The organism is Bacillus swezeyi (assembly GCF_001969815.1).
GTDB lineage: Bacteria > Bacillota > Bacilli > Bacillales > Bacillaceae > Bacillus > Bacillus swezeyi.
In genome coordinates, this window is sequence record NZ_MRBK01000014.1 from 117,975 (window position 1) to 130,944 (window position 12,970).

Genomic DNA, 12,970 nt, shown 5'->3' on the forward strand with positions numbered 1-12,970 from the left:
AGCAAGACACATGTTTCAGCAAATGATATTTCCACATATTGTTTTTTTTAGAAAAATCGCTAAAATTACTAAACCATATCTTAACCTGTCTGTACAAAAAAATCAATCATTTTTAACAATTGTTTAAAAGTATTAATAAAACGCCTTTTTAGACCCTTAAAAGCTTTATATAACAGGCTGCGCCTCACTTTTCAGCCATGCGTTTTTTGCAATCCATGCGCCCCCGATAACGCCCGCATCATTACCGAGGGAAGCGATGACAATATCAGCAGCTTCTCCGGCTCTTGGGAATACATATTTTCCAAACGATTTTTCAACCTTTGAGCGAAGGATTTCGCCGGCTTTGGAGACGCCGCCGCCAATCACGATTTTGGAAGGGTTCAAAGAGCTCGCCAAATTGGCGAGGACAAGCCCCAAATGGTTTGTGACATATTCGACGACCTGCACTGCAGCCGGATCGTTTTGTTCAGCCGCTTGAAAGATATGGCGGGCCGTTAAGTCGGGGAATCCTGTCAAGACCGATTCACAGCCGCCGGCCTCGACTTTTTCTTTGGCGATTCTGACGATTCCGGTAGCTGATGCGATTGTTTCAATACAGCCGGTTTTGCCGCAGTTGCATGGCGCTCCGCCTTCGGCAACCGAACAGATGTGGCCGATTTCTCCGCCCGCTCCGTTTTTTCCGTGGACAATTTCACCGTTTACAATAATACCGCCGCCGACTCCGGTTCCCAAAGTGACGAGGAACAAGTCTTTTGCGCCGTCTCCGGCCCCTTTCCACATTTCGCCGAGAGCGGCGATATTCGCATCATTTTCAATGACTGCCGGCAATCCTGTCTCAGCCTCTAAGTGGTCTTTCAAAGGGTAGTTTTCCCAGCCCATATTGGTCGTTTTATAAACAATGCCTGTCTCTGTATCGACGGGCCCGGGTGCTCCCATACCGATCCATTTCAATATCCGCTTCGGCTTTCCTATTTCCTCCAGTTTGCTGTCAATCGCTTTGGCAATGCTTAATGTAACGGTGTTTCCCGACTTGTCCGTCGGGATTTCCCACTTATGCTGTATCTCGCCATAAGCGCTTACAAAAGCGAGTTTCACGGTCGTTCCTCCAAGGTCGATCCCGACCAGCCAGCTGTCATTCATGTTTAAATCCCCCTACTCCAACTGTTTTATTTTCTCTTTATATTTGTCAGTTCATTCTGCAAAATTGACATGGCTTGCGCCCACTGTTCTTTTTCGATCAGATTTGATAGGAACATTTCTTTCAGTTCTTCCATCATGAACTCGAGCTCCAGCTCGCGATCTCCGAAATAAACAAAGCATCCGAATCGTTTCAGAAATAACTGGACATCATATGCTGTTTTCATCTTATTCACCATTCTTTTCACGTCTAACAATAGGTTATAAATAAAGCTGTCTTGCGTCAAGCAAAAAAAAGCCAGCTTTCTGACTGAAAGCTGGCTTTTAGCGGTCCGGATCTTGGGGATTTAAAAATACGGGCCTTCTATTCTTTAAAGGCATTGGCGTGCGGATCGCAATATCGCGAAACGCTCTGTAGTCAAAAGGAATAAACGGCCACAGATAAGGCACATGGAAAGATTTCATCCTGACCAAATAAACAATCCAGCAGAATATGCCGATGACGAATCCGATCGGGCCGAATGCTCCGGCAACGATGAGAAGCACGATTCTGACGAGCCGGTTTGCCACACTCATTTCATAGCTTGGCGTGGCAAATGTGCCGATTGCCGCGACAGCCAAGTACAGGATGACCTCATGTGAGAAGAGTCCAACCTGTACAGCAACTTCCCCTATCATTAGTGCCGCCACAAGACCGAGAGCTGTAGCAAGCGACGATGGCGTGTGAATCGCGGCCATCCTCATCATATCGACGCCTATTTCGATGATTAAAAATTGCGCCAGCAAGGGAAGGGCTCCTTTTTTTTCAGGGCCTATATATTGAAGGGCATCAGGCAGCAGTTCAGGATGAATAGAAAGCAAGAACCATAAAGGCAGCAAAAAGATTGATGCCAGTACCGATATAAAACGAACCATTCTCATATAAGCGCCCGCAAGAGGCTTGTTCCTGTACTCTTCAGCGTGCTGCAAATGGTGCCAAAAGGTAGCCGGGGTAATCAAAGCGCTTGGCGAGCCGTCGACAAAGACGAGAATATGCCCTTCATATAAATGAACGGCCGCAGTATCCGGCCTTTCTGTATAACGGACCGTGGGATATGGGTTCCAATGTCTGCCGCCGATATATTCTTCCAGCGTTTTTTCCGCCATTGTCAGGGCATCCGTATCGATCGCTTCCAATGATTGTTTGAGCTTTTTTACATTTTCTAAATCGGCGATGTCTTCGAGGTAGGAGATGACGACATCTGTTTTGCTTCTTCTGCCGATCTGAAGGAATTCCATTCTTAATGATCGATCGCGGATTCTTCTTCTCGTCAATGCGGTGTTAAATACAATCGTTTCGACAAAACCGTCCCTTGATCCCCTGACAACACGTTCGTTATCAGGTTCTTCAGGGCTTCTGGCCGGATATGTTCTCGCGTCTATAATAATTGCGTGATCAATGCCGTCGACAAGCAGGACGGTCGGCCCTGACAACACCTGGTCAGCGACTTTGTCAAGGTCTTCCTCGGTATCAATTTCAACGTAGGGAATGTGGGTTTTAATCAGCTTTTCCAGCGGATCTTCTTCTAAACAATCCGGAGAGAGTTTTGACAGATTTTTCAACAGATAGTGCATAATATCGTCTTTTACAAATCCATCGACCAAATAGAGCGCCATGTTTCTCCCCGCATAAACCACATCGAGCCTGATCATGTCAAAGCTCTTATCGACCCCAAGCTTTTCATTTAAATAGTCGACATTTTCAGCTAAATTCTCCTGAACAAAATGCTTTTTTTCCATTATAAAAAGCTCCCGTCAAATGAATCTGTTCTTCAAACCATTTTTAACATAACGGAAGCTTTTCATACTTTATTATTGGGCTGTTTCTTTTTTTATTTTGTCCCGAAGCGTTTGATACATATCTTCATCTGGTTTTTCTTTTAAAGCTTTTTCAACGGATTGCTCCGCTTTTGTCAATTCGCCTTTTCTTGCATAGAGTACAGCCAGTTTATAGAGGGAGACATGGTCTGAAGGGTCTTTTTTCACAATCACTTCAAGCCGCTTTTCAGCCTCTTCATATTGGCCGAGCTGAATTTCTGAAGAAGCGAGCAGCCTCAATGCGTCGCTTGAAACATCCGGCTGTTCAGCGACATCCTGCAACACCTCTTTTACTTTCTGATACTCTCCTTCTTCATACCATTTCCCTGCCTGATACAGCATGGAACTTTCCTGCATTGGCGCTGAATGTATTCCCCAATATAGGGCGCCTCCGCCTACGGCCAGCACTAAGGTCCAGCCTGCCAGCCGCTGGACAGGCTTTCTTTTTCCCGGGAGTCCGACCGCAAGCGCCGTCAAAAGCCCGCCGATCAATCCGCCGATATGGCCCGCATTATCAATATTTGAAACGGTGAAGCCCAGCCCGAGGTTCAGGATGATAATCACCATAATATTCGTTCCGATCGTTTTTAAGAAAGCTTTCCGATTCGAAAAAGCGAGATATAAAAGGGCGCCCAAGCAGCCGAAAATGGCTCCTGACGCTCCTGCTGAAGGGTATGGACTAAACAAAAAGCTGCCGATCGAACCGAAGATGCCGGCTGATATGTAAATCACAAGAAAACGAAACGAACCGTAAACCCTTTCCGCAGCGGCGCCTACCGACAATAATGCGAATGTGTTAAACATGAGATGGACAAGGCCGATGTGAAGGACGATCGGCGTCAGAAGCCTCCACCATTCACCCGCTAAAAGCAGGCTGTTTTCCTTGGCCCCAAAACGAATCAGCGTATGGGTATTTTGGCTCCCTCCTGATATTTCCAAGAGGAGAAACATGATCACTTGAAGTACGGCGAAAAACCAGGTAAGAATCGGTTTTCCTCTATCAAACATCGCCGCTTCCCGCCGCCTTTCTTCCTCTCTCTTCTCAGCGGCCGCTAAAACCTCAGCTTTGATCTGCTCCACTTCTTCATATGAAGCATCCCGGATGAGGCCTGTTAAATCATCGGGGTTCAAGTTTAATGCCAGGGCGATTTTTCGGCAGCCCTCTTCAGCTGATGCCTGATCGATAAAAATCGGCACAATGCTGACTCGCTTATCTGCAACCGGATGGCTGACAACATCCTCCCATTCATCAACCGGCGCCTGCATTGATAAATACACATTCAATATAGAAAGCTTTCGTCTGCCCGAAGCCGTTCTCAGCCGTTCTGCCCTTTCAGAAAGAGACTCAAGATCACGAACGAGCTCCTGCCTGAAATCGACATCCTTTCGGTATATGCGGATCAAATCATACGGGGCGTTCCCCCTCGCTTCAAGCCACGCTTCCCCGTACGAAGCAGGCGCCTGGACAAGCTCAAAATCCCGTTTCAAAAGGTTCCCGATTAAATTCCAGTACGTATAATCAAATAAATACATCGCGACGCTCCACAATTGTTTTTGTCCATTATAACAGGAAACACGTCTGATTGCTTGGCATGAACGCCTTCGGTATTTTAAAAAAATCCCGCTTGAACCGGGATTTAAAAAGCCTGCTGGATAAATTTATTTCGAATAAACGGAATCCTCATCATCCAATGAATGAAATAGTGGCGGATTCTGTTCTGACCAAGAATGAAATTGATGACACGATAGCGGTTTTGAAAAAACACGAGAGCGGCGAGTGCGCCTAATACAATAAAAGTAACTTTTCTCATATGATCCCTCCTATAACCGTATCGTATCTCATTTTTTAATATTTATTCAGGAGAAACCCCGCAGATGAAGGTTGTTTCTTCAGTGAAAATTTGTTTGACCGGTATGTCATGCACTTCATAGGGAATCTGGCCGATGATTTGGCAATGAAAAGCGAGGGATGCCGTCTCTTTCGTAAAATCGGCCAAATATCTGTCATAATATCCGCCTCCATAGCCGATTCGATACCCCCTTCGATCAAAGCATATGCCTGGAACAAGCATGAAATCGATGTCTTCGGACGCGATCAGCTCGGTTTTATGAGCGATCGGTTCCTGCAAACCGAAGTAAACGACTTCCAGTTCGCTCTCATCTTTGAACCGGCGAAAGTGCATGTCCTTTGTCTCAGGCAAACATTTTGGAATGCAGACCGTCTTTCCTTCCCGCCAGGCCCGTTCAATAATCGGCATTGTCGGCACTTCAGGCTTTTTCGATATGGTAAGAGCGATGACAGAGGCTTCATTCCACTGTTTTGATTGAAAAAAAGACTGATGAATCGCTCGCGTTTTTTGCCGAAATTCTTGGTCAGTCAGCTTCGCAAGCGCTTTTTTGACATCGTTCCTTAAAACGCGCTTCACTTTTCTCCCCCCTTATAAAATTGAAAAAACAGCAGGAAAATCCCTGCTGCTTACTTTGTTTCACGGTGTAAAGTTGATTTTTTGTCACGTGGGCAATACTTTTTGAATTCAACGCGATCTGGGTTATTACGCTTGTTCTTTTTAGAAATATAGTTACGCTCGCCGCATTCAGTGCAAGCTAAAGTAATATTTACGCGCATTTATTTTTCCCTCCAAACTATATATCATTTGCTGTTCAGACTTATCTATAATACCACTTATGACGCCGGAATGCCAGGCGTTTTTTTTAGTTTGCCTGCTGTTTGCTAAAAAGACGGTGTATATACGCGTTCCAAAAACAATTTTCTTATCTTCTCAGGGTTATGAAGCTGCAAAATGAACGCCTTTCCCGTCTGTTTGACTTTCCTCCTGATCGCTTCGCCGCGAAGAAGGTCGTCCAGCGTCCGGGCGGCTTGGCACGGATTCTCAAAATCGACCCGAAAGCCGGTGACACGGTCAATGACGAAATCATTCCACCCCCCATTTTTTCCCGTAGCAACGGGAACGCCTGCCGTCATGCTCTCCTGAACGGCAATGCCGAATGGTTCATATGCACTTGGAAAAGCAGCCATTTCACTGTAAGCGAGCCAGCTTTCCCTTTCTTGGTCACAGATGAAAGGAAGAATCGTGACACGTCTCTCGATTCCCAACGTTTTTGCCTCTTTCTCATATTCGCTTTTGAGGGGGCCTTCTCCGGCAATGACAAGTTCAAGATCAGGCTGCAGCATGGCGAGTTCTTTAAAAGTGCGGAGCAGTCGGAAAAATCCTTTTTCCGGAACAAATCGGCCGTAAGAAAAAAGATAAGGGACGGCTTTCAGCTGTTTTTTTGCCGTTTTTGTCTTTCGGCACGGATTTGGAATGATTTGAACGTTTTCTGCGGCCTGTGAAGATTTCTCTTTTATCGCCTGCTTCATCATGCTGCTCAAAACAATCACTCGCCGGCTTTCTTTCAAAATCAAACGTTCAAACAGCATCCTGTATGGATGCGCTTTTTCGCCAGCCGCTTTTTTTCGGTCGCTTTCAAGGCCATGTATCGTCGAAATAAGCGGAAGCTGCAAGGCGTGTTTAAGGTAGACGGCAGCAGGAGCCGTGACATCATCGTTTGCATGAATCAGATCAAAACGCCCTGTAAATTCGAGCACTTTTTTGATCATCTGAAAATTCATCTCTGCCAAAGCATCTTCAAAAGAAGCGCAAGCCCCGAACTTAAGCGGTATCTCAATCGTTTTCCATGCCCCGTCGCTATTTTCGAAACAGCTTTCCTCAGGACGCAGCGTGCAGACCGTAAACATGATATCATCCTTCAATAATTCAAGCTGGTTTTTCAGATAACGGCCTGCTCCGCTTTTCAGCGAGCACGGATTTTCAAGCGACAGCACCAAAATGTTCACGAAGATGCAGGCCCCTTTCCTTCTTTTAGAGAATAGCCTGTATATGCGGAAAATTGATCAGTCCAGTCATGCCGTTTATCTTGGATGAAAAAACGCTCATTGGATTTGACTCTGTTTTTCTTAAGATAAAAACGGTCAGAGGCGAGAGCCGTCAGCGAAATGTTCAGCGAATTATAAATCCGGTATTCCGCTTTGTAAAAAGCGTCCCCTAAGGCTGGAGAAACCGTTACTTCTCCTTTAAACGCCCCGGTATGTATGGTTCGCACTTTTGTTTGCCCGTCTTTTATACACATGAGCCAAATTTGTTTTTCTACATCTTTTATATCTTCAAACAGAACAGCTTCGGCAGCTGCAAGCGAAGCCTCTGTCAATTCCCATGTCAGTGTCAATTCTTCATGTTCTTCCGAAAATATTTTTAAAATATCGTTAGAAAACAATACATCATTTCGAATACTATTCTGAAAAGGTTTTTTCCCGTATTTCCTTTTCACCGCCATGCCCTCCCTGGAAACCCTTTATTTCCTATCCTATTTGAAACGTCTTCTGGGACGCAATGAAAATTAATTTTTTCGACAAAATTTTTATTTTTTTCATTAACTCCTTTTGAAGCAAGCGTTTTTATGGTATAAAAAAGAAGGAGAAAATAAGAATTGAAGGTGATGAACGTGGAAGTTGCTATCATTGCGCTGATTGTTGTCAGTATTGCGCTGATCGCATTCTCATATTTTCAAAGAGAACCGATTAAAGAAGTTGAACAAGAGCTGGAAACACTTCAGCTGTCGGCCATGCAGGAAATCTATAAGCTGAAAAAGAAAATGAAGGTGCTTGAAGAAGAGCTTATCGATTCAAATGTTGTCGTCCGCAGACCAAACGTAGGAATCAGCCAGCATATCGCAAAACAGATTCTTTCAAAGTATCAAAACGGCATGTCGGTGGATGCCATCGCGAAAGCGGAGCATGTCTCTGTTGAAGATGTAAAAGCGATCATTAAAGACAACGAGAGGGTGCTTGTATGACGAGACAAAGTGTACAGGCCTTTGCCGGAGGAATGATTTTAGCTACGGCGGTTCTTGCCGGAGCATTTTACCTGACCGACAACGGAAAAGCCGAGGCTTCAAAAGACAGTCAAAAGATCAGTGAAGCAGACGTCAAAACGTATTTGAAGGCCAACCAGCAAGTTTCGCTTAAGCGCGAAGAATATCAAGAGCTTCTGAATTATAAAGAGACCGCACTCAAGCAGGATGATGCGAAGCAAAAAGAAGAAGACAAAGAAAAAGATAAAGAAAACACCAAAAAAGATTCCAAATATAAGCTTGAAATTAAGAGCGGCATGAGCACTGCAGAGGTTGCTGACATCCTTGCAAAAGAAAAGGTGATCTCTTCTGCTGACGACTTCAAAGATTATGTGAAAAAAACCGGAAACGAATCCAAGATCCGCGCAGGTAAATATGATTTAAAACGCGGAGACAGTTTAAAAAACATTGTCAAAACGCTGTCCAAATAAAAAAACAGGCTGTTCAAGTTCAGCCTGTTTTTTTCACCTCTCATTTCCACGCACCAAGAAGCAGGCCGCCGATCAGATCGACAGCCTGTTTTTTCAGCCAAAACGGCCGGTAATATAATCTTTTGTCCGATAGTCATCAGGACTTGAAAACATCTTGATCGTATCATTGCACTCAATGAGCTCTCCCATGAGGAAAAAAGCGGTTTGATCAGAGATACGGGAGGCCTGCTGCATGTTATGAGTTACAATGGCAATCGTATACTTTTCTTTCAGCTTCAGCATAAGCTCTTCAATTTTCAAAGTGGAGACGGGATCAAGAGCAGATGTCGGCTCATCCATCAGCAATACATCCGGATTTGTCGCCAGCGCTCTTGCAATGCAGAGGCGCTGCTGCTGCCCTCCGGAAAGTCCGAGCGCCTGGGCATGGAGACGGTCTTTCACTTCATCCCACAGCGCCACATCAACCAGCGCTTTTTCCACCCTTTCATTCAGTTCTTTTTTATTTTTCAGCCCGTGAATTCTCGGTCCGTATGCGACATTATCAAAAATGGACTGCGGGAATGGATTTCCTTTTTGAAAAACCATGCCGACTTTTTTTCTTAATTCTACAAGATCGACTTTGCTGTTCAGCACATTGCTGCCGTTATAGCTGATTTGGCCGGTCATTTTGACATTCGGCACCATATTGATCATCAGATTCAGCGTCTTAATGAAAGTTGACTTTCCGCAGCCGGACGGTCCGATAATCGCCGTAATTTCATATTCAGGAATTGTCAGGTTAATGTTTTTTAATGCGTGATGTTCTCCGTACCATAAATTCAAATCGCTGATCCGGTATACTTCTTTTGGCTTTGCTGCCGTTAGAGCGCTCATATGCCGTCCTCCTTATCCAAATCTGCCGTTGATATAATCCTCCGTCTTTTTTTCTGAAGGGTTCATAAAGATTTTTTCCGTTCTGTCATATTCAATCAAATCTCCGTTTAGGAAAAATGCAGTCTGATCTGAAATCCTTGAAGCCTGCTGCATATTATGCGTGACAATAATGATGGAATATTCCTTTTTTAAAGCGACGATTAATTCCTCTATTTTCGAGTTTGAGATCGGATCAAGCGCAGAAGCAGGCTCATCCAGCAGGAGCACTTCAGGTTTCATGGCAAGCGTCCTTGCGATGCAGAGGCGCTGCTGCTGACCGCCTGACAGTGAAAGAGCTGACTGATGAAGGCGGTCTTTCACTTCATCCCACAGCGCGGCTTTCGTCAGGCTTTCTTCCACGATATCATCCAGAACTGATTTCTTTCGTTCCCCGGCATACTTTAAAGCATGGGTAATGTTGTGGTAAATCGATTTTGGAAAAGGATTCGGCTTCTGAAAAACCATACCGATTTCTCTCCGCAGATTGACAACGTTAATATTGGAATCAAGAATATTCAGTCCTTCATACAATATTGCCCCCGTCGTTTTAGCGGATGGAATCAGATCATTCATCCGGTTGATGCTTCTCAAAAAAGTCGATTTTCCGCAGCCTGAGGGGCCGATCAGCGCCGTTACAGCCTGTTTGTCAATATTGAAAGAAATGTTGTTGACAGCCCGCTTTTCTCCATAATGAATATTTAAATTCTGCACTTCTAAAATGTGCTCTTTCGCTTCAGGAAACGGGGCAATTCCGATATTCTCACGCACGATTTCCAAAGTCGGAATTTGGACCTGAACCATAAAATTTCACCCTTCCTTCTCATTTATCTTCCCGTTAATTTTTTGTGAATAAAGGAGCCGAACCATCTTGCAGCCAGATTAAAGAGCAAGACGGATAAAACGAGCACTGCTGATGCACCGTTTGCAATCGCCTCTGCATCGGGAATAATGCCTTGTGTATTAACATTCCAAATATGAACGGCAAGCGTTTCTGCCGGTCTGAAAATATTAAGCGGAGATGTTTCCGAAAATGGGTTCCAATCGCCAAAATTCAACCTCGGCGTTGTCAGGCCGGCTGTAAACAGCAATGCAGCAGCCTCGCCAAATACACGCCCTGACGCGAGAATTGCACCTGTGATGATCGACGGGACGGCACCCGGGATCAAAACGGTTTTGATCGTATGCCACTTGGATACGCCCAAAGCAAGAGAAGCTTCTTTTTGTTCCTTTGGTACGGAGCGGATTGCATCCTCAGTCACCCGCACCATCACTGGAAGGTTAAAGACTGTCAATGCCAGGGCTCCGCCGATAATGCTGTATCCCCAGCCGGTGAGATTGACGAACATCAGCATGCCGAACATCCCCATAACAATCGAAGGAAGGGATGATAAAACTTCAATACAGATGCGGATAAAATCCGTCAGTTTATTGGTGGGTGCATATTCAGCCATATAAATGCCGCCGCCGACCCCAAGCGGAACGGTAATCAGCATTGTCAGCACTAAAATATAAAATGAGTTGAACAGCTGATCACGAATCCCTCCCCCGCTTGAAAGCGCGCTGGAGCGCGATGTGAGAAAGTCGAGGCTGATGTGTGAAACACCGCCTGTGATTATATAAGCAAACAAGCCGACAAGAATGGCCGTAATGACCGCGGCAATCAATCCAAATACACCTGTTGCGATACGATCGGTTACTTTGCTGTTCATTACAGTTTCCTCCTGGATGACAGATAACGGATCAGCAGAATGAACAAGAACGACATGAGCAACAGTACAAGTCCCATTGACCAAAGCGTATTGTTTTCCACACTTCCGTAAGTTGTATGACCCATGTTTAACGTGATAATCGTTGTCAATGTCCCTGCAGGATCCAACAAGCTCTCAAAAAGGTTCCGTGAGTTTCCGATGACCATCTGAACGGCTAAAGCCTCGCCAAATGCCCTTGCCATTCCCAGCACGACCGCTGTAAGAAGCGATGGCAGAGCTGCCGGAATCAGAACCTTTCTAATCGTCTGCCATCTAGTCGCCCCCAAAGCATATGATCCTTCCCGCAGATTTTTCGGAAGCGACATAAGCGCATCCGTTGAAATAGAGGTGACCGTCGGCAAAATCATGACAGCGAGGACGATCGTTCCTGCCAGCAGGCTGTGCCCTGACCCGCTTGTTTTAAACTGTGAAATAAACGGCACTAATACTGTAAGGCCTATGAATCCATAAACGACGGAAGGAATGCCAACAAGCAATTCCACAACCGGCTGCAGTACTTTTCTTCCCCATGAAGGTGCGATTTCCGTCATGAAAATCGCGCCCCCGATTCCCAGCGGTGCAGCAATCAAAGATGCAAGAAGGGTCACTGCAAAAGATCCGAGTATAAACGGAAGCGCCCCGTATTGAGGGTTTTGATTCGTTGGATTCCAATCTAAACTGGTTAAGAACTCAATTGGGCTTACACCATTGGCCAGAAAAGATTGCAACCCCTTATTTCCAAGGAAGATGGTGATTGAAATCGCAGCTGCCATCATAATAAAAGCACATGAAGCAACAAGCATTCTCCCCCGGAATTCATCCATTTTACGATTTTGTTTGGAGCTGATCAGCCGCTCTTTCGCGGACAGTTTCTCTATTTTTTGAACCATTTTTTACACTCCTATAAAAACAAGTGATAATAGGGAAAGTGTCAGGAGCACACTTTCCCTGCTTCAATTTTCATTATTTATCGGTTTGCTTTCCATCTGCGTCACGTTTTACTTCCATATCTGTCGCTGGAATGTAGCCCTGATCCGTAACGATGGATTTTTGAACTTCGTCACTCATCAGATAATCCAAAAATGTTTTGGCCAAACCTTCAGGCTCGCCTTTTGTATAAGAATGCTGATAAGCCCAAATCGGAAATTTGCCTTTTTGTACATTTTCAGCAGTTGGTTTCACGCCGTCAATAGACAGGGCAGTGACAGAGTCATCTGTGATATATGAAAAAGCAAGATATCCAATGGCTCCCGGCGTTTCAGAAATTAATTTTTTCACCGTGTTGGAAGAATCCTCAGTGATTCCTTCAGCAGGTGTTTCTCCGTCAAGGGCATATTTTACAAAGGTCGCACGGGTTCCTGAAGAATCCGGACGATTGACAAGAGTGATTTGTTGATCTTTCCCGCCAAGCTCTTTCCAGTTTTTGATTTTCCCTGTGAAAACCTTTTTAAGATCATCTTGTGAAATATCATCGATGCCCACTTCAGGGTTGATGGCTGCCGCCATTCCGACAACGGCTACTTGATGATCAGTCAGCTCTTTTGCAGGAATGCCTTCTTTTTCTTCAGCAAAGACATCGGAGTTTCCGATTTGAACGGTTCCTTCAGCCACTTGAGAAAGGCCTGTTCCAGAACCTCCAGCCTGCACTTGAATATCGGCATCTGGATTCTCATCCATAAATTTTTCAGCCGCGGCTAAGACAAGCGGCTGCATCGCTGAAGATCCGGAAATCGTTAACGATCCTGAAGCCTTATCCTCTGTTTTATCGTTTTGTTTGCCTTCATCTGCGCTCCCGTTTGTACTACCGCTCCCACAAGCTGCTGCGAAGACAACTAAAACGGACATGATGAACATCAGTGTGATTTTTTTAAATGGTTTCACTTCTTAATCCTCCCGCGTAAATGTGTAATTTGTCCTACGTGTATAGCGTAACTTTTCAGTGTTAATCTTGTTTAA

At 45.0% G+C, this 12,970-nt stretch carries 16 protein-coding genes; 2 read left to right on the plus strand and 14 right to left on the minus strand.

Annotated features, from left to right (window positions below):
• Positions 1–165: 165 nt before the first annotated feature.
• From BTA30_RS13715 to BTA30_RS13750, 9 genes are all read right to left on the minus strand, one after another.
• Positions 166–1,140: an ROK family glucokinase gene (locus BTA30_RS13715; RefSeq protein ID WP_076761863.1), complete on the minus strand. Its 975-nt coding sequence runs from the start codon at positions 1,138–1,140 to the stop codon at positions 166–168.
• A gap of 26 nt (positions 1,141–1,166) precedes the next feature.
• Positions 1,167–1,364 carry a YqgQ family protein gene (locus BTA30_RS13720; RefSeq protein WP_076761864.1) on the minus strand — a complete coding sequence of 66 codons (198 nt, stop codon included), beginning with the start codon at positions 1,362–1,364 and terminating at the stop codon, positions 1,167–1,169.
• A 97-nt stretch (positions 1,365–1,461) separates the two neighbouring features.
• Positions 1,462–2,916, minus strand: coding sequence for a spore germination protein (locus BTA30_RS13725; protein WP_076761865.1), 1,455 nt, complete (start codon positions 2,914–2,916; stop codon positions 1,462–1,464).
• Between the two features lie 72 nt (positions 2,917–2,988).
• Positions 2,989–4,527: a rhomboid family intramembrane serine protease gene (locus BTA30_RS13730; RefSeq protein WP_076761866.1), complete on the minus strand. Its 1,539-nt coding sequence runs from the start codon at positions 4,525–4,527 to the stop codon at positions 2,989–2,991.
• Between the two features lie 104 nt (positions 4,528–4,631).
• Complete coding sequence (gene yqgO / locus BTA30_RS23420; protein WP_094777333.1) at positions 4,632–4,805, minus strand: protein YqgO; 174 nt, start codon at positions 4,803–4,805, stop codon at positions 4,632–4,634.
• A gap of 42 nt (positions 4,806–4,847) precedes the next feature.
• Complete coding sequence (locus BTA30_RS13735; protein WP_076761867.1) at positions 4,848–5,420, minus strand: 5-formyltetrahydrofolate cyclo-ligase; 573 nt, start codon at positions 5,418–5,420, stop codon at positions 4,848–4,850.
• Positions 5,421–5,470: 50 nt separating this feature from the next.
• Positions 5,471–5,620, minus strand: coding sequence for a 50S ribosomal protein L33 (gene rpmG, locus BTA30_RS13740; protein ID WP_003153056.1), 150 nt, complete (start codon positions 5,618–5,620; stop codon positions 5,471–5,473).
• Between the two features lie 105 nt (positions 5,621–5,725).
• Positions 5,726–6,850, minus strand: a complete 1,125-nt coding sequence (locus BTA30_RS13745; RefSeq protein ID WP_076761868.1) for a glycosyltransferase family 4 protein — start codon at positions 6,848–6,850, stop codon at positions 5,726–5,728.
• Complete coding sequence (locus BTA30_RS13750; protein WP_076761869.1) at positions 6,847–7,341, minus strand: hypothetical protein; 495 nt, start codon at positions 7,339–7,341, stop codon at positions 6,847–6,849. The genes BTA30_RS13745 and BTA30_RS13750 overlap by 4 nt, the downstream gene beginning before the upstream one ends.
• Positions 7,342–7,515: 174 nt before the next feature.
• Between BTA30_RS13750 and BTA30_RS13755 the strand changes: the two genes are divergently transcribed.
• A complete protein-coding gene (locus BTA30_RS13755) occupies positions 7,516–7,866 on the plus strand; it encodes a hypothetical protein (RefSeq protein WP_076761962.1) in 351 nt (116 codons plus the stop codon).
• Positions 7,863–8,354, plus strand: a complete 492-nt coding sequence (locus BTA30_RS13760; protein WP_076761870.1) for an endolytic transglycosylase MltG — start codon at positions 7,863–7,865, stop codon at positions 8,352–8,354. Before BTA30_RS13755 ends, BTA30_RS13760 begins: the two co-directional genes overlap by 4 nt.
• A 93-nt stretch (positions 8,355–8,447) precedes the next feature.
• Here the strand turns inward: BTA30_RS13760 and pstB (BTA30_RS13765) are convergent, their stop codons facing one another.
• The 5 genes from pstB (BTA30_RS13765) to BTA30_RS13785 form a co-directional block, all read right to left on the minus strand.
• Positions 8,448–9,227, minus strand: a complete 780-nt coding sequence (gene pstB / locus BTA30_RS13765; RefSeq protein WP_076761871.1) for a phosphate ABC transporter ATP-binding protein PstB — start codon at positions 9,225–9,227, stop codon at positions 8,448–8,450.
• Between the two features lie 12 nt (positions 9,228–9,239).
• Positions 9,240–10,067, minus strand: coding sequence for a phosphate ABC transporter ATP-binding protein PstB (gene pstB / locus BTA30_RS13770; RefSeq protein ID WP_076761872.1), 828 nt, complete (start codon positions 10,065–10,067; stop codon positions 9,240–9,242).
• Between the two features lie 23 nt (positions 10,068–10,090).
• Complete coding sequence (gene pstA / locus BTA30_RS13775; RefSeq protein ID WP_076761873.1) at positions 10,091–10,975, minus strand: phosphate ABC transporter permease PstA; 885 nt, start codon at positions 10,973–10,975, stop codon at positions 10,091–10,093.
• Positions 10,975–11,904: a phosphate ABC transporter permease subunit PstC gene (pstC, locus tag BTA30_RS13780; RefSeq protein ID WP_076761874.1), complete on the minus strand. Its 930-nt coding sequence runs from the start codon at positions 11,902–11,904 to the stop codon at positions 10,975–10,977. The genes pstA and pstC overlap by 1 nt, the downstream gene beginning before the upstream one ends.
• Before the next feature lie 73 nt (positions 11,905–11,977).
• Positions 11,978–12,895, minus strand: coding sequence for a phosphate ABC transporter substrate-binding protein (locus BTA30_RS13785; protein WP_076761875.1), 918 nt, complete (start codon positions 12,893–12,895; stop codon positions 11,978–11,980).
• Between the last annotated feature and the right edge of the window lie 75 nt (positions 12,896–12,970).

Bases quoted from the DNA above. Each gene is read 5' to 3' on its own strand.
- BTA30_RS13715 (WP_076761863.1), bottom strand. From the start codon at position 1,140: ATGAATGACAGCTGGCTGGTCGGGATCGACCTTGGAGGAACGACCGTG.
- BTA30_RS13720 (WP_076761864.1), bottom strand. From the start codon at position 1,364: ATGAAAACAGCATATGATGTCCAGTTATTTCTGAAACGATTCGGATGC.
- BTA30_RS13725 (WP_076761865.1), bottom strand. From the start codon at position 2,916: ATGGAAAAAAAGCATTTTGTTCAGGAGAATTTAGCTGAAAATGTCGAC.
- BTA30_RS13730 (WP_076761866.1), bottom strand. From the start codon at position 4,527: ATGTATTTATTTGATTATACGTACTGGAATTTAATCGGGAACCTTTTG.
- yqgO (WP_094777333.1), bottom strand. From the start codon at position 4,805: ATGAGAAAAGTTACTTTTATTGTATTAGGCGCACTCGCCGCTCTCGTG.
- rpmG (WP_003153056.1), bottom strand. From the start codon at position 5,620: ATGCGCGTAAATATTACTTTAGCTTGCACTGAATGCGGCGAGCGTAAC.
- BTA30_RS13760 (WP_076761870.1), top strand. From the start codon at position 7,863: ATGACGAGACAAAGTGTACAGGCCTTTGCCGGAGGAATGATTTTAGCT.
- pstB (WP_076761871.1), bottom strand. From the start codon at position 9,227: ATGAGCGCTCTAACGGCAGCAAAGCCAAAAGAAGTATACCGGATCAGC.
- pstB (WP_076761872.1), bottom strand. From the start codon at position 10,067: ATGGTTCAGGTCCAAATTCCGACTTTGGAAATCGTGCGTGAGAATATC.
- pstA (WP_076761873.1), bottom strand. From the start codon at position 10,975: ATGAACAGCAAAGTAACCGATCGTATCGCAACAGGTGTATTTGGATTG.
- pstC (WP_076761874.1), bottom strand. From the start codon at position 11,904: ATGGTTCAAAAAATAGAGAAACTGTCCGCGAAAGAGCGGCTGATCAGC.